Genomic DNA, 22,286 nt, shown 5'->3' with positions numbered 1-22,286 from the left:
CCGCGCGCGGATCACGACGCGGACGAGCCGAGATAGACGTTGGCGATGCGCGGATCTTTCAGCAGTTCGGCCGCGGGACCGTGCAGCGGCACCTCTCCTGTTTCCAGGACATAGGCGTAATCCGCCGTCTGGAGAGCGGCGCGCGCGTTCTGCTCTACCAGAAGGATGCTGACGTTGAGGCTGCGCAGCCGCGCGATGATCTCGAAGATCTCGCGCACGATCAGCGGCGCCAGCCCCAGGCTCGGTTCGTCGAGCATCAGAAGCCGCGGCCGGCCCATCAGCGCGCGGCCGAGGGCGAGCATCTGCCGCTCGCCACCGGAAAGCGTTCGGGCCTGCTGGTGCATGCGTTCGCGCAGGCGCGGGAAAAGCTCGTAGATCCTGTCGAGTTCCGCCGCCAGTGCGGCATGCCCCTGCCGCCGGTGGATATACCCGCCAAGCAACAGGTTGTCCGCCACGGTCATCTGCGCAAACAGTTCCCGCGTCTCGGGGACCAGCACCATGCCCTCGCATACCCGGTCCTGGACCGTCATCGTGTCGATGGGCCGGCCGGCGAAGCGCATGCTGCCCTGGTAGGGAAGCCAGCCCATCAGCGCCTTGAGAAAGGTGCTTTTCCCCGCGCCGTTCGGTCCGACGATGGTCACGATCTGCCCTTCGACGATCCGCATGGAAACATCGCGGATCGCGCCGATCTTTCCATAGCTGACGCTGATGCCGGATGCGTTCAGCAGTTCCATCACACATCCTCCCCCAGGTAGGCGGCCTGCACGCGTTCGTTGCTGCGGATCTCGTCAGGGGTGCCGGTGGCCAGAAGCCGGCCGAATTCCAGCACGACGATGCGGTCGGCGAGCCCCATCACGAAATCCATGTCGTGTTCGATCAGCAGAATGGTCACGCCGGCTTCCCGCATCCGCCGCAGCAGTGCCGCAAGCGCCTGTTTTTCCTGCGCGCGAAGCCCGGCGGCGGGTTCGTCCAGGATGACCATCCTGGGATCCGAGGCGAGGGCGCGGGCGATTTCCAGCAACCGCTGCGGGCCGAGGGCGAGGTTGCCCGCCTTCGCATGGGGATCGGCATCGAGGCCCACGTCGCGCAATGCCGCATGGGCGATACCGGCGAAGGCCCGTTCCTCCTTCCGGTCGAGCCGCAGGATCCCGGCGGCGAAGCCCGTCCGCATCCGCCAATGTGCCCCCATCATCACGTTTTCCAGCAGGCTGTGGTTCGGGCGGATCCTGACGTGCTGGAACGTGCGGGATAGTCCCCTGGCGATCAGCCCGCGCGCGGGTGTTCCGGTGATCTGCCTGCCGTTGAAATGGACGGTGCCCGATGTCGGCGCCTGCATCCCGCTGATGAGGTCGAATGTCGTGCTCTTGCCTGCGCCATTCGGTCCGATGATGGCGTGGATGGTCGCCGGCCGCACCTCGAAGGACACGTCATCCACCGCGACAAGCCCGCCGTATCGCTTTTGCAGGTTTTTTACTTGCAGCAGGACCTCTGTTCCGCCCGGCGCCGCGGTGCGGGTGAAATGCAGTCCGTCGGCGCCGCCCTTGCCGAGCGGCGGGCGCGGCGCGGCGGGCAGGAAGCGGCCCAGCACCGGCGACAGGCCTTTCGGCGCCTTGTGGATGATGAGGATGAAGGCGATGCCGAAGATGACGATCTCGAATGTGCCGGCGTTGAGACCCAGCATCGGCACCAGATCCTGGATCGCATTCTTGCCGAAGGTCACGGCAGCGGCCCCCGCCAGCGCCCCCAGGATATTGCCGACGCCGCCCAGCACCGACATCAGCAGGATCTGCATCCCTTGATTGAGATCGAAGGAGGTGGGCGAGATGAAGGACTGCGTGTGGGCGAACATCCACCCGGCGACACAGGCCAGTTCGGCCGCCAGCAGGAACAGGACCAGCCGCAGCCGGAAGGCGTTGATCCCCAGGCTTTCGGCCAGTGCCGCCCCGCCCCGCAGCGCGCTGATCGCCCGGCCCTGGCGCGAGGACAGCAGGTTGGCTGCGCCGAACAGCGTCAGGATCAGCACCCCCCAGACCAGGTAGAACGCCTTGTGCGGCCGATCCAGGGCGAAACCGAACACCGTGATCGGGGGAATGTCGCCGATGCCGCTGTGCCCGCCGACCGCGGTGAGGTTGCCGAAGACCATGAACAGCGCCACCGCCCAGGCCAGCGTGGTGATCGGCAGGTAATGCCCGCCGAGATGCAATGTGACGGCGCCCATGATCGCAGCGCAAAGCCCGGTCAACGCCAGCGCCGCCAGCAGGCCCAGCCAAGGGTCGAGCCCGAGGCGCAGGCTGAAATAGGTGGAGGTATAGGCCCCCACCCCCATGAATGCGGCCTGGGCGAACGAGGTGACGCCGCCCGATCCCGTCAGCAGCGTGAGGCCGAGGGTGGTGATGGCGTATATTCCCACCAGGTTGAACAGCGAGACGGCGAAAGAGCCCAAAAGGGCCGGAACCGCCAGCAGCGCCGCCGCCACGACACAGATCGCAGCATTGCGTTTCCATGCCCCGCCAGCGGCGGAATTGGCGTGCAGATCATGTGCCATGGTCAATGCTCCTCCTCTTCCTCGACCGGGGTCCGGGACAGGAAGACGCGCACAAGGACGATCGGGATGATCGCAAGGAAGACGATGATTTCCTTGAAGGCGCTGGCGAAGAACGAGGCATAGGCCTCTGTCAGGCCGACGAGGATCGAGCCGATGGCCGCCATCGAATAGCTGACGAACCCGCCGAGCACTGCGCCGACGAAGCCCTTCAGCCCGATCATCAGGCCGGAATCGTAGTAGATCGTCACCGAGGACCCGATGAGGATGCCGACGATCGCCGCGATGAACCCGCCAAGGATGAAGGCGATGCCGCCGGCGCGATCCGTGGAAATGCCCACGAGGCGCGCGCCGTCGCGATTGTAGGCGGTGGCGCGCAGCGCCTTGCCCGGGATCGTCTTCATGAAGAACAGCGCGAGCCCGACGGAAAGGACCGCCGCGGCCGCCAGCACCGCGATCAGCTGGGCCTGGATATGAAACCCGAGGATATTCACCGACCCGCGGATGAAGGCGGCGGTGCGCACGCCCTCGGGCCCGAAGAACATCAGCGCCAGCCCGGATATGACATAGTGCAGGACCAGCGCGACGATCAGCAGCGTCAGGGTGGATGCGGTGGCGATCGGCTGAAAGACGATGCGATACAGCAGCGGCGCGATGGGCAGCACCAGAAGCACCGTCAGCGCCATTTCGGCCGGTGCGGGAAGATCCGTCCCTTGCAGCAGAAAACCAAGCAGCGCCGGGGCCAGCGGCAAGGCCAGCCATCGGACGAGCGCCCCCGGTATCCGCCGCGGCGCGCCCGCGCGTGCAAGCCGGTAGACCTCTGCCAGCGTCGCCACGATCGCCAGGACCGCCACCAGAAATACCGTCCCCGGCAGGCGCCCGTTCTGAAGCGCGTGGAGCGTCAGCGCCGCATAGGCGATGAGATCCCCGTAGGAGGCAAAGATGATGCGCGTCGTCGTGAAGATCAGCACGAAGCCAAGGGCCAGCATCGTGTATATCGCGCCGGATGTGATCCCGTCCTGAAACAGGATCAACGCAATCTGGAAATCCATATCCCCCCCGCTTGTTTTTGTATACTCACCCGGCGGAAATGCCCGGTCCGCGCCGGAATGCCCGTCAATCCCGGGGAAGCGGCCTGAACGGCCCCCTGTCCTTGCGTCCGTGAAGATAGAACCTGTTCCACCGCTGGATGGTCAGCGTCCTGAACAGGCCGGCGGTTGCGAAGGGATCCCGGGTGGCGAAATCCCGCGCTTCTTCCAGCGTATCCACATCGATGAGGATACAGGCGCCGATGGATTTCCCCTCTTCGTCCTGAAGCGCGCCCGAGGCGATCAGGATGTCCATCCTGTCATCGAGATAGGCCAGATGCGCATCGCGGTGTTTTTCCCGGATCGCGGGCCCGTCTGCGCAATCCTGCGTGAAGATCATGTAAGCCATTTCACTCCTTCCCCTCCGGCACTATGGATTGCAGGCCAAGCGCGCGCCCGGCGATATAGCCGAAGGTCAGCGCCGGCCCGAGGGTGATGCCGGATCCCGGGTAGGTGCCGCTCATCACCGAATTCATGTCATTGCCCACGGCATAAAGCCCGGCGACAGGATCGCCGTTCCGGCCGAGCACCCGGGCCGCGCCGTCGGTGCGCAGGCCGACGGTCGTGCCGATATCCCCGGGGAAGACCTGAACGGCATAGAAGGGCGCGTTCTCGATAGGCGCCAGACAGGGGTTCGGATCCACATTCGCGTCCCCCAGATAGCGGTCGTAGATATTGGAGCCCTTGCCGAAATCCTCATCCACGCCCGTTTTCGCAAAGCCGTTGTGCCGCGAAACGGTTTGCGCCAGCGCCTCCGGCGGAACGCCGATGGATCTCGCCAGATCCTCGACGGTGGCGGCTTTCCGCAGATAGCCGCTGTCGAGATAGGGTTTTCGGGGATAGATCCCGGGCCGTACCAGGCCCATGCCGTATTTCCGCAAGAAACGCTCGTCGCAGATCAGCCAGGCCGGAACCGTGCCGCCGGCAGCCCCGTCGAGCATGTGATTGACGAAGTTGTGGTAGGAACTCGCCTCGTCGACGAATCTCCGCCCGCCGGTATTCACCGCGATCAGGCCGGGCTTGGCGCGGTCGAGAAACAGATGGGGAAACCGGGCGACGGTTCCATCGGCCTTGCGGTGCAGGGAAACCGGCGCATAATTGACCGGATCGACGACATCTTCCGCCAGTTGCGCACCGAGGTCCAGCGCCAGACGCAAGAGACCCCCGCTGTTTTCCGCGGGCGCCATGGTGAAATGGGTGTCCGGGGTCCGCGTATATTTGCGAACATAGTCCGCGGATGCGGGGGCACCCCCGCCGGCAAGCACGATTCCGCGGCGGGCGGTGACGATATGTTCCTTGCCCGCGTGGATGAAACGGACGGTATCGGCCCTGCCCGTGGCATTCCCCAGCCCCGTCACATCGCAGGCGGACATCATCCGCACCCCGGTATCCACGGCGGATTTGAGCAGTTGTGCGACAAGCGAATTGCCCTGCACCAACCGTGTGCCGCGCGGATGGCGCAGGCGCTGCGCGAGATAACCCAGCACCAGCCTGCTCGAGGCGCGGAAATCACCGGGCGATCTCAGGGTGCCCATGAGATGGGCGATGTCGCGCGAATTCACCATCATCCCGCCAAGAACGAGGAATTCCCGGATCGGCGGCCTCAGGCGGGCGAACCAGGGCCCAAGTCGCCGGCCGTCATAGATCTGCGGGTCGAGCGACCGCCCCCCCGCCAGCGCGCCGGGCCTGTCGGGATAGTAATCGGGCGCCACGGCGCGCGGAACGAAACGCAGCGCGCTGTGGTCATGCATGAATTGCACCATCGCGGCGCCGTTCTCGATGAAGGCGTCCACGAGGTCGGGCCTGAACCTGTTGCCCGTGACCGAGGCGATATACTCTCGCGCTGCCTCGGGCGTGTCCTTGTGACCGACGCTTTCCATCAGCGGGTTGCAGGGAATCCAGACCACGCCGCCGGAAATCGCGCTTGATCCGCCGAAGACGGATGCGCGCTCGAGCATCAGCACATCGGCGCCGTAATGCCGGGCGACGATCGCCGCGGAAAGCCCGGCGGCGCCGGACCCGAGAACGATGACATCGACGGTTGAGGGAATGCCCATCATGTTATCTCTTGTCTGTTTCACGCCCGCGGCTTCTGATCCGGTCAGTGGAATGTCCTGCCGCCGTCCACGGCCATCGCCGTGCCGGTGACGTAGCTGGAATCGCGGCTGGTCAGGAACAGGATCGCGGCTGCGATTTCCCCGGGTGCGGCGGCTCTTTTCAGGGCATAGCTGCCGGTGATCGAGGATCGGGTTTCACCCGTGTCGTCCCTCAGGATCGTCCGGGTCATGGGCGTGTCCACCATGCCGGGGCAGACGCAGTTCGCGCGCACGAGGGGCGCCGCCTCCATCGCCATCTGGCGCGTCAGGGCGATCACCCCGCCCTTGGCCGCGACATAGGCCGCCGATGTCGGCCCCGTCGGCACCAGCGCCACGCCGGATCCCAGGGTCACGATGGTGGCGGGCGCGGCCCTGCGCAGGTGGGGCAGGGCGTGGCGGCAAACGAGATAGGTGCCCGTGAGATTGATGCCGATCACCTGGTTCCAGAGGTCGGGCGCGGTGTTTTCCAGATCGGCGGGATCGAAGACGCCGGCGGTATTGACCAGGCCGTCGATCCCCTCCAGCGCCGCATTCGCGCCATCGACTGCCGCTTTCACCTGCGGCGCGTCGCTGATGTCGGCGGCGATCGCCACCCCGCCGACCGCCTCGGCCACTGCCGTTGCGGCGGTCCGGTCGTGATCCACGATGGCCAGCCGTGCGCCTTCGCGCGCGAAAAGCTCTGCCGTTGCCTTGCCGATGCCGGACCCGCCGCCGAAAAGGATGATCCGGCGCCCGTCCAAGCGTTTCGCTGCCGTTCCCGTCATGATGGCGGTTCCCGTTTCAGTTCCGCGGGGCATTGGCGGCAAGCCAGCCGCCGTCGATGACCAGCACGTGGCCAGAGATGAACGACGCCTCTTCCGAAGCCAGGAAGAATGCGCCGTTGGCGATGTCTTCGGGGGTGCCCACACGCGGAAACGGCGTGGTGTTCACCATCAGCCGCTGGAATGCGGGCTCGCCGCTGTCGATACGGTCGGCGGTCATGGCGGTGCGTGTGACCCCCGGCGCCACGGCGTTGACCCGGATGCCTTCGGGCCCATAATCCGCCGCCATCTGCCGTGTCAGCCCGACCATGGCCGCCTTGGTGACGGAATAGACCCCCGCCCCGGCGCTGCCGCGGAAACCGAAGATAGAGGCGACATTGACGATACTGGCACCGGGTTCCATCGCTCGCAGCGCGGCCCGCGTATAGCGCAAGGGGGCCCGCACATTGACCGCAAGGAAGCGGTCGAGATCCTCGTCCCGTTCTTCGCCTACGGGCTTTGCCCGGCCGATGCCCGCATTGTTCACCAGCACGTCGAGCCTGCCGAAGCGCGCAACCGCCAGCGCGACCGCCTCTTCCGGCGCGCTGTCTGCCGTCACGTCCTGCACGATCGGGGCGATCCGGTCGGGCGCGTCGGCCCGAAGCTGTTCCAGCCCGTCGGACAGCCGGTCGCTGGCGACGACGGCATGTCCCCCGGCGAGAAACCGCCTCGCCATGGCAAGGCCGATTCCCTGCGCCGCGCCCGTGATCAGTACGGTTCTCATCTGGCTCCCCTCCAGACTGCAATGCTAACATGCTAGTCGACGCGCGGCGGCAATGACAAGCGATTTTGAATAGGATTCACGATAATTCATCAGTTTGTGAAAAACATATATTTCACCGGCATTTATGGGCCCTGTTGTCGCGGATCGGCCGTGCTGTCCGGGTGTTTCGTCTGCGGGCCGGTCGTGCGGCGGCTGCCGTGCATCGAATCGCTGGTCGGCCCCTGATGGGGGGACAGAAGGCGGGGGTGCGCGCTTCATGCTGCAAATTTCGTGATAGAGTTCTGTATTATCGATTATATAAAGTATTATCGTTTCTATCTTCCCAAGGCTCACATACATGCTAGTATGCCAATGGCCGAACTCGAACCATCCGGGAGGACAAGAGGATGATTGATGTACCTGTTCTGATTGCGGGCGCCGGCCCGGTCGGCATGACGCTTGCGCTGGATCTCGCGCAGCGGGGCATCCGCACCATGATCGTGGAACGCAATCCCACGACCACGCGCCACCCCAAGATGGACATCACCAACGGCCGCAGCATGGAGCTGTTCCGCAACCTCGGCATCGCCAACGAGCTGCGTGCGGCCGCCGTGCCCGCGGCCAATCCCTTCGACGTGACTTGGATCACCGATTTCACCGGGGTGGAACTGCACCGTTTCGTCTATCCCAGTGTGGACGAATGGCGCCGGGTCATCCGGGAAAGGAACGACGGAACCCAGCCGCTGGAGCCGTCGATGCGGGTTTCGCAGGTGGTGATCGAGCCCGAGTTGCGCAAGCTGATCGAGCGTCACGCGCTGGTGGAACTGCGCTACAACACGGCCTTCGATGCGTTGCGGCAGGATGCCGATGGGGTCAGCGCCGTCCTGCGCGATGTCACGACGGGCGAAACGCTGGAGGTGCGTTGCGCCTATCTGGCCGGTTGCGATGGCGGCGGCAGCCTGGTGCGCGAGGGGCTGGGCATCAAGCTGGATGGTCAGGCGCGGATCATGGAACGCTACATGACCCATTTCCGCACCGACGACCGCTCGCTGATCGAACGCTGGGGCGTCGCCTGGCATTTCCAGTCGGTCAACGGCACCCTCATCGCCCAGAACGACCGCGATGTCTGGACCCTGCACACGCGCTATCAGGACGGCACGCTGCCGAACGAAATCGATGCGCGCGCGATGCTGCGGCGGTTCTTCGGCTACGACATCGAGGCGGAGATCCTGGTGGCGAATGTCTGGACGCCGCATCTGCTGGTCGCGGACTCCTACAGCAAGGGGCGGGTGTTTCTGGCGGGCGATGCCGCGCACCAGTACATTCCGACCGGCGGCTACGGCATGAACACCGGCATCGGCGACGCGACCAACCTGGGCTGGAAGCTGGCGGCGGTCCTGCATGGCTATGCCGACCCCGGGCTGCTGGACAGTTATGATATCGAACGCCGCCCGGTGGGGGTACGCAACCGCGATGCCGCGGGGGCCAACAACGACGTCCGCCGCCAGATCGGCGCGCTTTACGATGACCGGCTCTACCAGTCCGGCCCCGAGGGCGATGCCCGCCGCGCCGAGGTGGGGCAGGAAATCGCCCGGCTCGGCAATCTCGAGAATGAGGCCTGGGGCATCGAATACGGCTATGTCTACGCCGACTCGCCCGCCGTGGCGGCAGAGCCGGGTGCGACTTTCAGCCAGGATCCGGCGGTTTACGAACCCAACACCGTGCCGGGCGCGCGGCTTCCCAGCGTGTTCCTGCGCGACGGGACGGCGCTGTTCGATCATCTGGGCCGCTGGTTCACCCTGCTCAACTTCGGCGACCCGGATGCAAGCGAGGGTCTGGAGGCGGCGGCGGCGGCGCGGGGGGTGCCGCTCAAGGTGCTGCATGTCGAAGACCCGGCGATCGCGCCCATCTACCAGGCGCCGCTCGTTCTGGTGCGGACCGATCAGCATGTCGCCTGGCGCGGTGAACGCTGCGACGAGGCGACGGCCCTGCGGGTGATCGACCGCATCACCGGGCGCGCGAACTGACCCGCGGCGGAACGAACGGGGCGACCTGCATTGGCCGTAACATGGGGGAGGAAAGAATGACACCTCTCGGATCGACCTTTGCCGGTTTGACCGTACTTGCCGGTCTTGCGGGCCTGCCCGCCATGGCCGCCGCGGAAACGCTGGCGGAGATGAAGCCCGTGACGCCGCGCATCGCGACGCTCTACGGGCCGGAAAGCTGGTTCACCTGGCCGATGGCGGCCTTCACCGAACGGACGGGCGGCAAGGTGGCCTTTGAATACTACTATGCCGGCAGCCTCGTTCCGGCGAAGGATCTGGCCTCGGACCTCGGTTCGGGCCTGTTCGAATTCGGCTTCGTGCTGGGGGCATACGACCCGGTGCGCTTTCCGGTCGATCAGTGGCAGGGATCGCTTGCCCTGCCGCTGGATCCCGATCCGGTGCGCGAGACGATCCTGACCGCGCTCGCCACGCTGGAATGGACCGCCGGGCTCCAGGCGCACCGGAACGAGCTGTTGAAGGCCGACATCTACCCGCTCATGCCGTCCCTGCCTGTCACGGGGCCATTCGGCACGCTGTGCAGGGAAGACAACAGCACACTCGGGTCGTTGCAGGGCAAGCGTATCCGCGTCGCGGGCGATACCTGGACGAAAGAGGCCCAGAACCTCGGGATGACGCCCGTCACCCTGCCGATCATCGAGGTCTATCAGGCGTTCCAGTCGGGCGTGATCGATTGCTGGATGGGCGGGCACGGCGATGCCGGGGCGCTCGGGCTCTGGGATCACGGCAAAGCGGGACTGGCAGAAGCCAAGGCCAGATGGCAGCAAGCCGCGAAGGACCGTCTGGGTTTCGCCGAGGATTATGCGTCTTGGGCGGAGTTCGCGCAGAAGACCGCGGGTGCCTTGCCCGATGCGGCGCCGCTGACCCACGCCTCCGCCCAGATCATCGCCAAGCTGCGGACGATGGAGTGACGGATCGACCCGGGCCCGGATGGCCGGGCCCGGACTGCATGTGCCGGCGGGACGGCAAGGCGAACCCATGCGCCGGGAAACCCGCCCAGAGGAGGAATGCACAATGGAAGACAGGAAGATTGCCGTCGTGACCGGCGCGGGCGGCGGGATCGGCCGCGCGATCTGCTTCGATCTGGCCGGGCGCGGGGCAGAGATCGTCGCCGTGGACCGCAACGCCGAAGCGGTCGCGGCGATCGCTGCCGATCTGCGCGCCGCGGGCCACCGCGCCCGCGAGGTGACGCTGGATCTGACGGATGGCGCGGCGCTCGACGCGCTGGTGGCCGATACCGGACGGATCGACATCCTCGTCAACAACGCCGGCGTTTTCGACGTGAAGCCCTTCACCGACCTGACCGGCGACGATTTCCGCCGGAACTACGAGGTCAACGTCGTCGCCTCGGCCGAACTGATCCGCCGCGCGCTGCCCCGGATGCCGTCGGGGGGCGCGATCCTGAACATCGCCTCGGTCGCCATGTTCGGGGCCTTCAACTTTGCCCATTATGCGGCGTCGAAGGCGGCGGTCGGCGGGTTGACGAAATCGCTGGCGCTGGAATTCGCCTCGCGCGGTATCCGCGTCAACGCCGTCGCGCCGGGGGCGATCAAGACGCCGATGCTGCTTGGCCGCAACGATGGCGACTACAGCAATGTCATCCGCCGCATCCCCCTGGGCCATTTCGGCGAACCCGAGGATATCGCCGCCGCCGTCGGTTTCCTGACGTCGGATCAGGCGAAATACATCACCGGCGTGGTGCTCGTGGTCGATGGCGGCCGCGTGCTGACCGGCATGCCGAACGCATAGGACAAGAACCCCATGACCACATCCTACCCCACCAAGCGTCACATCCTTCTGGGTAAACGCGCCGACATGTCGCTGCTCGACTATCACGCATACTGGTCGGGCCCGCATACCAACGAGGTGATCCGGGTTTCCGGGGCGCAACGCTATATCCAGTGCCATGTCAGCCGCATGATCTGGACCGCGACGGCGCAGATGCGCCAGATCGCCGGCTTTGTCGAACTCGATTACGGCACGCCCGAGGCCTATCAGGCGGTCAAGGCGAAGATGGCCGACCGCAAGGCGCTGCTCGAGGACGAGGCGCGCTTTCTGGGGTGGTGGAGCGGCAGCGAGGCCGTGGGCGCGCCGAACCGGCCCATCCCTTCGACCCGCCGGATCATCGGCATCCTGTTCCGCCCCGAGGGTGCCGATCCTGCCGCGTTCCGCGCCCGGGTGCAGGACTTCATCGAGGGTTTCCGCGGCCTGTGCCCCTGTTACGCGGAAGAGGCGCTGACACAGGACATCCGCGAGGAACCGCCGCTGCATGCGTTCGAATGGCCGGATTTCTATCTCTATTTCGATCCCGTCCGCGCCGACGAACTGCCGCTGCTGACGGCAGAGGACGGGCCCCTGGTGGCGGGGCTGAAGGCGCTGAGCGCCAAGGGCGGCGCCTTCCTGACCCGGGCAGAGGCCAAGCTGATGCCGGAAGAACTGGACCGCGACTACTGGCCGGAACCGTGACAGGGCCGCGTGCAGGCCGGACCGGGCCCGCGCCCGTGCAACCTTCATATTTGGGAAAGGAAGAGTGGCCATGACATTCGCGCCCACAGATCTGAGCGGCAGGACAGCCGTCGTGACCGGGGCCGGGCAGGGGATCGGTTTTGCCATCGCCGGGGCGCTGACGGCGGCGGGGGCGCATGTCGTCGCCGTGGATCGCGACGCGGGCGGGCGCGCGGCGCTTGCGGCCGACCCGCGCGTCACCTTCGTGCAGGGCGACGTGACCGACGCGGCATTGCCCCCTCTGCTCGACGAGGCGCTGGATCGGGGCAGGCGGCGGCTCGACATCCTCGTGAACAATGCCGGCATCGGCCGCGGCGGCCACGCGCTCGTCACCGGCGACGAGGATTTCCGCCAGTTCCTCGACGTGAACCTGGTCGGGCTCTTTCGCCTGTCCCGTTGGGCGGTGGGGCGGATGATCGGAACGGGCGGCGGCGCCATCGTCAACACCGCCTCGATCTTCGGCGAGGTCGGCGCGCAGAATACGGCGGGATATTCCGCCTCCAAGGCCGGTGTGATCGGCCTCACGCGGCAGATGGCGACGGATTACGGCCCGAACGGCATCCGGGTGAATGCCGTGGCCCCCGGCCTGATCGAGACGCCGCTGGTTGCCGATCGCATCCGGTCCGAGCCCTGGCGGCGCCATGTGCTGATCGACGGCGCCGCGCTGCGCCGCGTGGGCCAGCCGGTCGACATCGCCCGGGCCGTGCGCTTCCTTGCCTCCGACGAGGCCGGGTTCATCACCGGCCAGATCCTCCACGTCGACGGAGGATGGGCAAACTGCCGCTTCCCGCGCGAGACCCCGATCAGTGCCGACGAATGAGCGCCGCGCTCCAGATCGGAGCGTGGCGCTGGCGGTAAACGCAGGAACCGGCCAGGAAAAAGGTGCCACATGACAAGATCACGGTTCGAGGATGAGCATGACATCCTTCGCCTGTCCCACAAGTATGCGGTCGCACTCGACACGGGAAATGCCGATCTGCTCCGCGAGGTCTTCTGGGAGGACTCGAGCTGGAGCACGAGCGAACTGGCCGGCTCGCGGGGGCATAAGGAAATCCTGCAACTGCCCGCGCGGCTTGCGGCGGCCTTTTCCCAAACCCACCACGCGATCCAGCCCCAGCACTGCGAGGTGTCCGACACGAGTGCGGTTGGCGTTACGTACTGTTTCGCCTATCATTTCACGAAACAGGATTTCATCACCCCGGGACGGGGAACGATCGATCTCTCCTACAACCAGATGATCCGCTACGACGACCGTTACGAGTTCAGGTCGGGGGAATGGAAGATACTGACCCGACATCTGAATGTGATGTTCCGCCGTCTGGAACCGGTGCTTCCCTACGCTCTGGCGGATCGTCCGGCGCCGGAAGCCTCTGTTCCGGAAGCGGAGTCGTTGCTGCCGAAAGAGCAACGATCACGCTGATCCGGCAAGCCATCACATGTCAAAGGCGATCTACGCAATCGGTGCGGGCAATTTCGCGATAGGCTTGGGTGCTTTCCTCGTGGTCGGCCTTCTGGTGCCGATTGCGCAGGACATGCGGGTCTCGAACGCCGGGGCCGGGCTGATGATGGTCGTCTATGCGGCGACCTATGCGGTCAGCTCTCCGCTGGTGGTCAACCTGTCGGGCACGTGGCCGCGGCGCGCGATGCTGATGGGCTCCTTGGCGATCCTGGGGGGCGGGACGCTCGTCTGCGCCCTCGCGCCCGACTGGAACACGTTCCTGATCGGCCGCGCCATATGCGCCCTGGGCGGCGGCGCCTATACCCCCATCGCCGCCAGCACCGTCTATACGCTGAGCGCGCCGGAACGCCGGGGGCGCAACCTGTCGGTGATCTTCGTCGGCCTTACCCTGTCGCAGGCGGCGGGCATCCCGGTCGGGATCTGGCTGGAAACCCTGATCGGCTGGCGCATGGTGCTGGCCGTGGTGCTGTTGTGCATTCTGGCGGCGCTGCTGGCGATCCTGCTTTCGACCCCCCGGCGCATCGGTTTTCCGAAACCCCCGGCCAGCTACCGGCTGCTGCTGGTCAATGCCAGGGCGCTGACCGCCCTGTTGCTGACGGTGCTTCAGGTCGCGTCGTTCAACACGGTCTACACCTATATCGGCCCGCTGGCGCTCGATCGGGGCGAAAGCTCGCCGTTCCTGCTGTTGCTGGTGATCGGCATCGCCAGTGCCATCGGCGGCTTTCTGGCCGGTTTCATGGTCGACCGCCTGGGCCCGTGGCGTGTTCTGGTGCTGGTGCTGGCGTCGCAACTGGTGCTGCTGCCGCTCTTTTCGCTGGGGGCGCTGCCGCTGGCGGCGGTGATGGCCGTCGCCGCCTGCTGGGCGATGCTCTCGGCCTTTTTCATGGTTCCGCAACAGATGGCGCTTGTCCGGGATGCGCCCGATCACCAGTCGCTGATCCTCGCGCTGAACGCCACCGCCACATATATCGGCGTCGCATTGGGCGGGGGCGTCGGGGCCGCCGTCATCGGCTGGTCAGGGCTCGGGGGGCTGGGCCTTGTGGCCAGCCTCCTGTCGGGGGTGGGTCTCGCGGTTCTTTTCGCGTTCCGCCCGCACCGCGGTCGGCCGGAGGGCTGAGCCCGCGTCCTCGGAAGGTGCCATGAAGAAAGGGGGCGGGTTTCCCCGCCCCCCTTTGTCGGGCCGCATCGTGCCCCGGGGTCTATCGCACCATCCGTTCGGGCAACCATGTCACGAGTTCGGGGAAGATCGCGATCAGCACCACCACCCCAAGCGCCAGCGGCACGAAGATCATCGCGCCTTCGAACACGTCGCGCAGGGTGAATTTCTGGCCGCGGTTGATCTGCGGGTCCATCACCATCCGGTAGCCGATGAAGACCAGCATGCCCACCGGCGGCGTCAGGACCCCGATTTCCGCCATCAGCACCAGGAACACGCCGAACCACATGTCGCTGTAGCCGGCGGCCATGACCACCGGCAGGATCAGCGGCACGGTCAGCAGGATCATGGCGATCGAATCCATGAACATCCCGAGGATGAAATACAGAATGATCAGCGTGAAGACGAACAGCACGATATTGCCCGACAGCGCCTGCATGTTGGTCGAAAGCCACTGCGCCGCGCCCGTCACCGCAAGCAGCCGGCTGAAGATCGCCGCGCCGACGATCAGGAACAGGACCGAACCCGTCGCCGACAGGGTGCCCTTCGCCGCGTCGATGGCCGCATGGGTGAACCGTTTCCACCCCCGCGCCGCCAGACAGTAAAGCGCCGAGCCGATGGCCGCGACAGAGGCGCATTCCGTGACGGTGAGGAAACCGCCTGCCAGACCCCCGGCGATGATCAGGATCAGCACCGGCACCGGCCAGGCGCCCAGGACCACCCTGAACTTCTCGGCCGCTGTCATCACGGGCTCATCGACGTCCGCCTTCTTCTTGCCCTTGCCGACCCATTCGGGGCGGACAAGCGCGATGACGACCGCGGACAGCACATAGGCCAGCGCAAGGACCAGCCCCGGCATCATCCCCGCCATCAGCTGCGGGCCGACGGGGATTTCGGCAAAGCCCGCGTAGATCACCATCATGATGCTGGGCGGGATCAACTGCGCGATCGTCCCCGCGCTCAGCACCGATCCCACGGCGAGGCGCTTGTCGTAGCCGAAGCTGAGCATCTCGCCGATGGCGATGCGTCCGAGGGCATAGGTGTTGCCGATGGTGGAGCCGCTGACCGCGCCGAGGCCCGCACCCGCGATATTGGTGGTGGCCGCCAGCCCCCCGGGGAGCCAGCAGAACAGGATGCGCGCCGCCGCGTAAAGCTTGGTCGTGATGCCCGAATGCCAGAGCATCAGCCCCATGAACACGAACATCGGCAGCACGAGGAACGTCGGGCTGGCGATATTGGTGAAGGGGATCTGCGCCAGGGTGACGAAGACCGGCTTGGTGCCCAGCATCGCATAAAGCCCGAGCGCCCCGGAAAGGCCCATCGCAAGCCCGACGTTCATCCCCAGGCCCATCAGCGCGAACATCAGCCCGAGCGACATGAGCGCCTTCACCTCGCGCGGGATGCTCAGAAAGAAGGCCGCCCCGAAGGCAAAGGCCGCGAGGATCAGAAGCGCCGCGATCGGCAGGCCCGCCCAGGGCGATTTCGCGGCCCGCCCGGATGCGGCCGGTTCGGCCACGGCGAAGCTGTTGTCGATATTCTGTGCCATCAGAGAGCTTCCGGTTCTTCGAGGGTCGGGCCGTGGGGGCGGACCCCCGTCTTCAGGTCCTGGACAAGCTGTGCGACGACCACCAGGGCGAAGCCCACGAAACCCAGGGCCGAGATGAAGCGGACCGGCCAGATGACGACCTTGTAGGCCCCTTCGTACTCGCCGCCCCGCATGCTCTTGAGCGCCTCTTCGAAGCCCACGGTCGCGGTCGCCAGAAGAAATCCGAGCGCGGCGAGCGCGACGACGATTTCCGCCAGCCGCGCGGTGTTGGCGCCCATCAGGTCGTCCAGCAGCGTGACGCGCACATGTTCGCGCTGAAGCCCGGCCCACCAGATGCCGACGAAGCTCATCGGTACCATCAGCCAGTACATCGAGACCTCCAGCGTCCCGGGAATCGGCTGGTTGGCCAGGTTCCGCGCCAGGACATCGGCGAAGGTCAGCAGAATGAGGGCATAGATACAGACTATCCCCAAAGCGACGAATGCAGCCTTGCCGAACCGTGCAGCGTGGCCGCTACTTGTATTTTTTTTGTCATCCGTTCTGTTCCTCTCTGTCGTTGCGACGCGATGGATGGCGTCGATGAACGGTGCTCCGTCCGTTTCTGCGGGTGGTGGGGCCAGAGGGTTCGGGGCAGAATCCGAAAAACGGAGGCGCCCCCGGCGTCTTCCCGTTCGCGCCGCTTTGCTGCGCGCTCCTTCGGCATTCCCTCCCGCGAAAGATTACCGTTTTTATTATAAAAAATCGATTCCATGATAATATGCCGTTCCTGCCGCGTCAATCGCCGGCAAGGCGCGTAGGCGGCTGTTTCGCGACGGGACATCGCGCTTGCCCGTTGACGTGGATCGAACGCCAGCGTAGCGTATAATCGATTCTTCTACATAAAATCGTTAGATGAGTCGAGAAGGTTGCAGCGCGGTTTCCCTGCGCTGGCTGTAAACCGTATCCTGGAACCTCAGGGAGGAAACTCTGATGACAAAACTCGTGTCGACCTTTGCGGGTCTGGCCGCCGCCGCCTGCTTCATGGGTGCGGCCTCGGTCGGATAGGCCGAAACAACCCTTGCCGGGATGGATCCGGTGACGCTGCGCGTCGCGACGCTCTATGGCCCGGACAACTGGTTCACCAAGCCGATGGTGGCCTTCACCGAACGGGTGGAGGAACGGACCGGCGGCAAGGTGAAGTTCGAATACTACTTCGCGGGCAGTCTCGTCCCGGCCAAGGATCTGGCCTCGGGCCTGGGGTCGGGCCTGTTCGAGTTCGGCTATGTCCTGGGTGCCTATGATCCGGTCCGCTTCCCGGTCGACAAGTGGCTGGGTTCGCTGGCGCTGCCGACCGATCCGAACCCGGTGCGCGAAACCGTGCTGAACGCGCTGGCGAACATGGAATGGAGCACCGATCTCGAGGCGCACCGCAGCGAACTGCTCGAGGCCAATATCTTTCCGCTGATGCCGTCGCTGCCCCTGACGGGCCCGTTCGGAATCCTGTGCAAGGAAGACAACAGCACGCTCGAATCGTTGCAGGGCAAGCGCATCCGGGTCGGCGGCGATACCTGGACGAAAGAGGCCCAGAACCTCGGCATGACGCCGGTGAGCCTGCCGATCACCGAGGTCTATCAGGCGTTCCAGTCCGGCGTGATCGATTGCTGGATGGGCGGGCACAACGATATCGGTGCGCTCGGCTTCTGGGATCACGGCAAATACTACAACTTCGCCGGGCTGACGGGCTATGCGCAGTCCATCTTCGGCTTCAACAAGGATGTCTGGGAGGACTTCCCGCAAGAGGTGAAGGACATCATCTGGGAAGAAACCCCCAGGTTCGCCGCCGAGACGGTGATGTGGGTGATGAACGCGCAGGTCGATTCCGCCAACAAGGGCATCGCCGCGAATGCCCATCCTGTCGTCCCGGACGCGGCGATGCGGGCCAAGATCGAGGCGTACCACGACCAGGTGCGCGCCACTGCGGCGACCGAAGCCCCCGCCTCGGTGACGGAACCGGCGGCGGCCATCGCCGAACTGACCGCCATCCGCGAAAAATGGCGCCAGGCGTCGATCGACCGGCTCGGCTTTGCCGAGGATTATGCCTCCTGGGCGGAATTCGCGCAAAAGACCAAGGACAGCCCGCCGGACTTCGCGCCGCTGACCGCCGCCTTCGCCGAGATCATCGACCAGCTGCGCACGAAGGAATGACGCGCCCGCGCCGCCAGTGACCGCATCCGCACGGCCTCGAAAAAGCCGCGGCCGTGCGGGCCCGCCACGATCCCCGCCGGAACAAGGAAGATCCACGATGACCGGGCTGGACGCCAGAATCGCGCGCCTCGAAGCCGCAGAAGCCGTGCGCAGCGTTTTCGCGCAGTATACGCAACTGATGGATGCCGGGCATATCGATGAACTGATGCAGGTATTCGGCCCCGGCGCCGAACTTGTCGCGATGAACGAACCGTCCACTGTTGGGGGGTACCAGCTTTGGCCAGAGGCCCCACTTCCGAGAGGCAAGCCGGAAGCCTTTGAAAGCGTGAAGGAAAACCGTGATCTGGGACCATTCGTGGCGTCGCGTGTCGTGCGGGAAGACCGGTGAAAATGTCGGATTTCGGGGCCTCGGGCACGCAACATCCGCGCATTTGTCCGACAGATACCGCGCAAACGGTAACATCCAACCAGCATTGAGGAAAAGCAGCGCCAAAGGGAGAGATCTGGCCCCGAAGTGGGAAGTCGAGCCTGCGCCCGGGACGGCTGAAGTGGGAAATCGCTTCCCAGTTTACCACAAGGACCGTGAACCAGGATCAAGCCATTGGAAATATAGGTGAAATCTAGGATGTGAGGCGACTGGCCGCGAAGCGGGAAGTGGGAAGCGATTTTCCGTCAGGATCCCGCCTCCGCGGCGTCTGATCCGATCAATCCTGACACCCCTCAACCGGCCAGTTCGAGATCAGCAGCTCGGCCCGCGCACCCGCGGGATCGTTGCGCTTGCCGCTGACGGTGTAGGTGGTGCGGACCTCGGTCAGGTGGAAGGCGGCGAAGGTGGCCCGGACCTCCGGCAGGTCGTTGAGCGACAGCAGGAACCGGCCGCGGATGCCACCTAGCAGCTCGGCCATCCTGGCGAAATCGGCGCGGGCGAACATCGCGCGGCCGTAGTCGTCCTCGCAGCCCCAGTACGGCGGGTCGAGGTAGAAGAGCGTGCCATCGGCGTCATACCGGGGGATGAACTCGGCCCAGTCGAGGCACTCGATCACGACGCCGGCGAGGCGGGTGTGCAGATCCTCCAGCATCGGTTCCAGCGTGGTGAGGTTGAAGCGACCCGGCCGGGTCTTGTCGACACCGAAGTTGCGCCCGGAAACCTTGCCACCGAAGGCGGTGCGCTGGAGGTAGAGGAAGCGCGCTGCGCGTTCCAGATCGGTCAGCGTGTCGGGTGGCACCGCGACGAGGCGTTCGAATTCGGCCCGCGTGGTCAGGCCGAAGCGCAGTACGTCCAGGAACTGGATGTAGTGGCGCTGCAGGATGCGGAAGAGGTTGGCGATGTCACGGCTGCGATCATTGATGACCTCGGCTCGGGGCCGCATCGCGCGGCGCAGGAAGATACCGCCCATGCCCACGAAGGGTTCGGCATAGGTGGTGTGCGGCGTGGCATCGATCAGGCCGCAGATGCGCTTGGCAAGGTTGCGTTTGCCGCCGAGCCAAGGCGCGGCGGGGGCTGTCGGGGTGATGGGGATCAGCAACGGTGGTTCCTGTGGTTCGCAACGATCACGTGGAACTTAACAGGAACATCTGCTTGTGTCAGGTGTCAGGATCATCGCGCGTCTGACGGTACTCCGGCGGGATCGGTCCCGGCCAGGGGTGATCGAGGACAAGGCGGCGGAAGTCTTCGGGTGGCAGCGCGGCCTGGAGGATGGCCATCGCCTCGCCCAGATGCGCCTGCCACATCTTGGCGCCCTGGAAGCGGGTATCTTCCGGCAGGCCCCGGCGCCGGCAGATGGCGCGGGCGGCCAGTTCGAGCGGGGTTTTCGGTGGGTGTCTGGGCATGTTGGTTTAAAATGGCGCTACCGTCGGAAGTACCGTCAGAACCCTTCCTTCTTGATCTGCGAGGATCCCGCATTGAATATCAGCAATCAGATAGGTCATCTCAACAGTAACGTCCCTAGGGTTGTCGATCTTGGGGAAGATGTGACGGGTATAGGTGATGCGGAAGGGCTCAGCTAACTCACCTGCGACAACAAACCGGAACCCTCCCTTAGCCAGACGGGCCTCCCCTACACTCATTGGAACCTCGAAAGCTGACATCTCCAGTCCATCTGGAAGACCAGCAGCCGGCAGCCGAAGCGTCAGGGGCATCTGGAACTTAGGGTCAAATCTCGCCATGTAGTCGGACGGAAGAGGGTGCCCCCATGCAATCTCGATGATGCCGGTGCGGGTTGCCAGCCCCTTGGCCACGAGCACCTCACTTCCGTAAGCGTTGCTGGCAACATAGCTCCCCAAAGCCACATCGCTTGAACGAAGCATCTTGGAGTAGCTCCAGCCAGCATTTGCAAGGCCAGCCTCCGCCAGTGCCTCATCATCAAAATTGTAGGTGCCGCCGCTAAGAAAAAACTCGCGGAAGGTCCAAGTCGAGCGGTCCGCATCGTAGACTGCATGTTCTTGGTCCGTCAAAATATCGAGCGCAAACCCTGGGGATGTCAGGGCTGCTTTGGCTTTGCGCTGTTCGAACTGTTCGGTGGTTTCGAACTCGTCTTTCTGAACCGCAGCCCCTTCTACCGCGTCGAGAAACGCATCGAGGTCGTCCACCTGAACGCGTTCGCCTGCCTTCAGATCACAAGCAGGATGCGCGGCGACGAATGACCCGCTGAGAACAAAAGCCCAACTGGCAACTGCTGAGAGAAGGCGCATCTTTCACTCCTTCAAGGTGTTCTGCAAAAATAGACGACCCGCCCGACGACGCGCAGTTGCTGTAGGGCGGCAGGCTGGAGGGTTTCGGGCGGATAGGCGGGGTTGTCGGATATCAGGTCGATCTGCCCATCCAAGCGACGCCGGACGCGCTTGACCAGCAGGTCGTCGCCAACGCTGACCACCATGATGCAGCCGTTTGCGATCTCTGCCTGGCTGTGATCGACGATCAGCAGGGACGCATCCGGGATCGTCGGAGCCATGCTGTCGCCCTTGGCGCGGATGATTGAGCAGCGGTCAGGTACGGCGCCGTGATCGCGCAGGAAGCTGCGGGCGAATGCGATGACACTGTCGCTCTGTTCCGATACGGCCAAGGCACCAGGACCGGCTGACGCGGTGACCTCGGGATAGAACGGCAGATGGATGAAGGCGTCAGACGTTCGATGGCCGGATGAGGGCCTGTACTCGCGCGCCTGCTGACCCATCCGTGTTAACATCTCTCTAAGGTGGGTCTTTGCTCCAGATTTGGATATATCCTCTTGTGCAAAGGCGATTTGATCAAGCGTCAGGCCCGCACCTGCGGCTATCTTTGCTGCGTTGGCAAATGAGGCTGTTGATGTCTGGGCCGCGTATTTTTCTAATGTTCCCTTAGGGATACCAGTGCGCTTGACCATTTGCGCAACGCCACCACCAGCGGAGATCGCGGCGGCCACACGTGCACGCAGCCGCGGCTCATCCAGATTTGGATTGACCAGCGCCATATATGGAGCTATCCCTTACTTATGCACACCCCTCGCGGGATGTGCTGTTGAACCAACATCGCCAACAAAAGGCGGGTGTTAGCGGCACCCGCTTCCTGTCGGAGGAACCCCGATGACGAAACAGGACGCCGTGATGGACTGGCCCGCCGTGGTGGCCGAACTCCATCGCAACGGCATGACCCTCACCGAGCTTGCCAAGCGGAACGGCCTCAACCCGAACGTCTTCCGTCAGGTGAAGAACCGGACCAGCTACAAGGCGCAGAAGATCATCGCCGATTTCATCGGCCAGAAGCCCGAGAACATCTGGCCGTCCCGTTACCCCAAGGGAAAACCCCGCATCCTCGATACCAACAAGTATCCGCCGGTGGCGAGTCAAAAAGCGGGTGCGGCTGCTGACGGCAAGGTGGCGGCATGAGCGCGATCCTGTCCAGAGAGGCGCCCGAGTTTGACGTGTCGGCCAAGGGTTTCCGGGCGGCGGCGGGCGATCTGGGCGAGGTGATCGCCCTGCTGGCCGGCGGCATTCGCCCCGATCCGGAGACGCTGTCGCGGTTGTCGGTGTCGATGCGCAGCCTGCAAGGGCTGCTCGTCGATCTGGCCGAAGTCGAGGCCGAGGTTGAGCTGATGCGCCGGGGCGAGATCCAGATCCTGCCGGTCCTGGGAGAGATCGCATGACGCCCGCGATGGACCTCGACACC

Annotated in this window: 24 protein-coding genes; 11 read left to right on the top strand and 13 right to left on the bottom strand. The window is 65.0% G+C overall.

Annotated features, from left to right (window positions below; translation table 11 throughout):
• Positions 1-11: 11 nt before the first annotated feature.
• From RGD00_RS19535 to RGD00_RS19505, 7 genes are all read right to left on the bottom strand, one after another.
• Positions 12-734 (bottom strand): ABC transporter ATP-binding protein, encoded by a 723-nt coding sequence (locus RGD00_RS19535; RefSeq protein WP_310458951.1) that lies wholly within the window; start codon positions 732-734, stop codon positions 12-14.
• On the bottom strand, positions 734-2,545 hold the full coding sequence (locus tag RGD00_RS19530) for a branched-chain amino acid ABC transporter ATP-binding protein/permease (RefSeq protein WP_310458950.1): 1,812 nt from the start codon (positions 2,543-2,545) through the stop codon (positions 734-736). The genes RGD00_RS19535 and RGD00_RS19530 overlap by 1 nt, the downstream gene beginning before the upstream one ends.
• A 2-nt stretch (positions 2,546-2,547) precedes the next feature.
• Positions 2,548-3,594, bottom strand: a complete 1,047-nt coding sequence (locus tag RGD00_RS19525) for a branched-chain amino acid ABC transporter permease (RefSeq protein WP_310458949.1) — start codon at positions 3,592-3,594, stop codon at positions 2,548-2,550.
• A gap of 64 nt (positions 3,595-3,658) precedes the next feature.
• On the bottom strand, positions 3,659-3,979 hold the full coding sequence (locus tag RGD00_RS19520; protein ID WP_310458948.1) for a YciI family protein: 321 nt from the start codon (positions 3,977-3,979) through the stop codon (positions 3,659-3,661).
• A gap of 1 nt (position 3,980) precedes the next feature.
• Positions 3,981-5,687 (bottom strand): FAD-dependent oxidoreductase, encoded by a 1,707-nt coding sequence (locus RGD00_RS19515; protein WP_310458947.1) that lies wholly within the window; start codon positions 5,685-5,687, stop codon positions 3,981-3,983.
• Positions 5,688-5,731: 44 nt separating this feature from the next.
• Complete coding sequence (locus RGD00_RS19510; RefSeq protein ID WP_310458946.1) at positions 5,732-6,490, bottom strand: SDR family NAD(P)-dependent oxidoreductase; 759 nt, start codon at positions 6,488-6,490, stop codon at positions 5,732-5,734.
• Between the two features lie 16 nt (positions 6,491-6,506).
• Positions 6,507-7,250: an SDR family NAD(P)-dependent oxidoreductase gene (locus RGD00_RS19505; protein ID WP_310458945.1), complete on the bottom strand. Its 744-nt coding sequence runs from the start codon at positions 7,248-7,250 to the stop codon at positions 6,507-6,509.
• A 386-nt stretch (positions 7,251-7,636) separates the two neighbouring features.
• On the opposite strand from RGD00_RS19505, the gene RGD00_RS19500 reads away from it, so the two are divergent.
• The 7 genes from RGD00_RS19500 to RGD00_RS19470 all read left to right on the top strand — a co-directional run bounded on the left by RGD00_RS19500 (position 7,637) and on the right by RGD00_RS19470 (position 14,373).
• The gene (locus RGD00_RS19500; protein WP_310458944.1) at positions 7,637-9,256 is read left to right on the top strand and encodes an FAD-dependent monooxygenase; all 1,620 of its coding nucleotides are present in this window, start codon (positions 7,637-7,639) and stop codon (positions 9,254-9,256) included.
• 56 nt (positions 9,257-9,312) lie between these two features.
• Positions 9,313-10,203: a type 2 periplasmic-binding domain-containing protein gene (locus tag RGD00_RS19495; RefSeq protein ID WP_310458943.1), complete on the top strand. Its 891-nt coding sequence runs from the start codon at positions 9,313-9,315 to the stop codon at positions 10,201-10,203.
• Positions 10,204-10,306: 103 nt separating this feature from the next.
• Complete coding sequence (locus RGD00_RS19490) at positions 10,307-11,041, top strand: SDR family NAD(P)-dependent oxidoreductase (RefSeq protein ID WP_310458942.1); 735 nt, start codon at positions 10,307-10,309, stop codon at positions 11,039-11,041.
• Between the two features lie 12 nt (positions 11,042-11,053).
• A complete protein-coding gene (locus RGD00_RS19485; protein ID WP_310458941.1) occupies positions 11,054-11,758 on the top strand; it encodes an EthD domain-containing protein in 705 nt (234 codons plus the stop codon).
• Positions 11,759-11,828: 70 nt separating this feature from the next.
• Positions 11,829-12,617: an SDR family NAD(P)-dependent oxidoreductase gene (locus RGD00_RS19480; protein ID WP_310458940.1), complete on the top strand. Its 789-nt coding sequence runs from the start codon at positions 11,829-11,831 to the stop codon at positions 12,615-12,617.
• Between the two features lie 69 nt (positions 12,618-12,686).
• On the top strand, positions 12,687-13,217 hold the full coding sequence (locus RGD00_RS19475) for a nuclear transport factor 2 family protein (RefSeq protein ID WP_310458939.1): 531 nt from the start codon (positions 12,687-12,689) through the stop codon (positions 13,215-13,217).
• Positions 13,218-13,233: 16 nt separating this feature from the next.
• Positions 13,234-14,373, top strand: coding sequence for an MFS transporter (locus RGD00_RS19470; RefSeq protein WP_310458938.1), 1,140 nt, complete (start codon positions 13,234-13,236; stop codon positions 14,371-14,373).
• Positions 14,374-14,455: 82 nt separating this feature from the next.
• On the opposite strand, the gene RGD00_RS19465 is transcribed toward RGD00_RS19470, so the two are convergent.
• Both RGD00_RS19465 and RGD00_RS19460 read right to left on the bottom strand, forming a co-directional pair.
• Positions 14,456-15,958 carry a TRAP transporter large permease gene (locus RGD00_RS19465; protein WP_310458937.1) on the bottom strand — a complete coding sequence of 501 codons (1,503 nt, stop codon included), beginning with the start codon at positions 15,956-15,958 and terminating at the stop codon, positions 14,456-14,458.
• Positions 15,958-16,431, bottom strand: coding sequence for a TRAP transporter small permease (locus tag RGD00_RS19460; RefSeq protein ID WP_310458936.1), 474 nt, complete (start codon positions 16,429-16,431; stop codon positions 15,958-15,960). The genes RGD00_RS19465 and RGD00_RS19460 overlap by 1 nt, the downstream gene beginning before the upstream one ends.
• A gap of 592 nt (positions 16,432-17,023) precedes the next feature.
• On the opposite strand from RGD00_RS19460, the gene RGD00_RS19455 reads away from it, so the two are divergent.
• Positions 17,024-18,142, top strand: coding sequence for a type 2 periplasmic-binding domain-containing protein (locus RGD00_RS19455; protein WP_310458935.1), 1,119 nt, complete (start codon positions 17,024-17,026; stop codon positions 18,140-18,142).
• A gap of 97 nt (positions 18,143-18,239) precedes the next feature.
• The gene (locus RGD00_RS19450) at positions 18,240-18,530 is read left to right on the top strand and encodes a hypothetical protein (RefSeq protein ID WP_310458934.1); all 291 of its coding nucleotides are present in this window, start codon (positions 18,240-18,242) and stop codon (positions 18,528-18,530) included.
• 316 nt (positions 18,531-18,846) lie between these two features.
• On the opposite strand, the gene RGD00_RS19445 is transcribed toward RGD00_RS19450, so the two are convergent.
• The 4 genes from RGD00_RS19445 to RGD00_RS19430 all read right to left on the bottom strand — a co-directional run bounded on the left by RGD00_RS19445 (position 18,847) and on the right by RGD00_RS19430 (position 21,591).
• Positions 18,847-19,665, bottom strand: coding sequence for a DNA adenine methylase (locus RGD00_RS19445; RefSeq protein WP_310458961.1), 819 nt, complete (start codon positions 19,663-19,665; stop codon positions 18,847-18,849).
• 61 nt (positions 19,666-19,726) lie between these two features.
• Positions 19,727-19,972 carry a hypothetical protein gene (locus RGD00_RS19440; protein ID WP_310458933.1) on the bottom strand — a complete coding sequence of 82 codons (246 nt, stop codon included), beginning with the start codon at positions 19,970-19,972 and terminating at the stop codon, positions 19,727-19,729.
• Positions 19,973-19,978: 6 nt separating this feature from the next.
• Complete coding sequence (locus RGD00_RS19435) at positions 19,979-20,833, bottom strand: hypothetical protein (protein ID WP_310458932.1); 855 nt, start codon at positions 20,831-20,833, stop codon at positions 19,979-19,981.
• Between the two features lie 11 nt (positions 20,834-20,844).
• Complete coding sequence (locus RGD00_RS19430) at positions 20,845-21,591, bottom strand: S24 family peptidase (protein WP_310458931.1); 747 nt, start codon at positions 21,589-21,591, stop codon at positions 20,845-20,847.
• Between the two features lie 112 nt (positions 21,592-21,703).
• Between RGD00_RS19430 and RGD00_RS19425 the strand changes: the two genes are divergently transcribed.
• Positions 21,704-22,006, top strand: a complete 303-nt coding sequence (locus RGD00_RS19425; protein ID WP_310458930.1) for a helix-turn-helix domain-containing protein — start codon at positions 21,704-21,706, stop codon at positions 22,004-22,006.
• Complete coding sequence (locus RGD00_RS19420; protein WP_310458929.1) at positions 22,003-22,263, top strand: hypothetical protein; 261 nt, start codon at positions 22,003-22,005, stop codon at positions 22,261-22,263. The genes RGD00_RS19425 and RGD00_RS19420 overlap by 4 nt, the downstream gene beginning before the upstream one ends.
• Positions 22,264-22,286 lie beyond the last annotated feature (23 nt).

It is taken from the genome of Ruixingdingia sedimenti, assembly GCF_031432425.1.
GTDB classification, from domain to species: Bacteria; Pseudomonadota; Alphaproteobacteria; order Rhodobacterales; family Rhodobacteraceae; genus Ruixingdingia; species Ruixingdingia sedimenti.
Note: the sequence above shows the minus strand (reverse complement) of the source record. Positions and strands in the feature narration are given on the sequence as shown.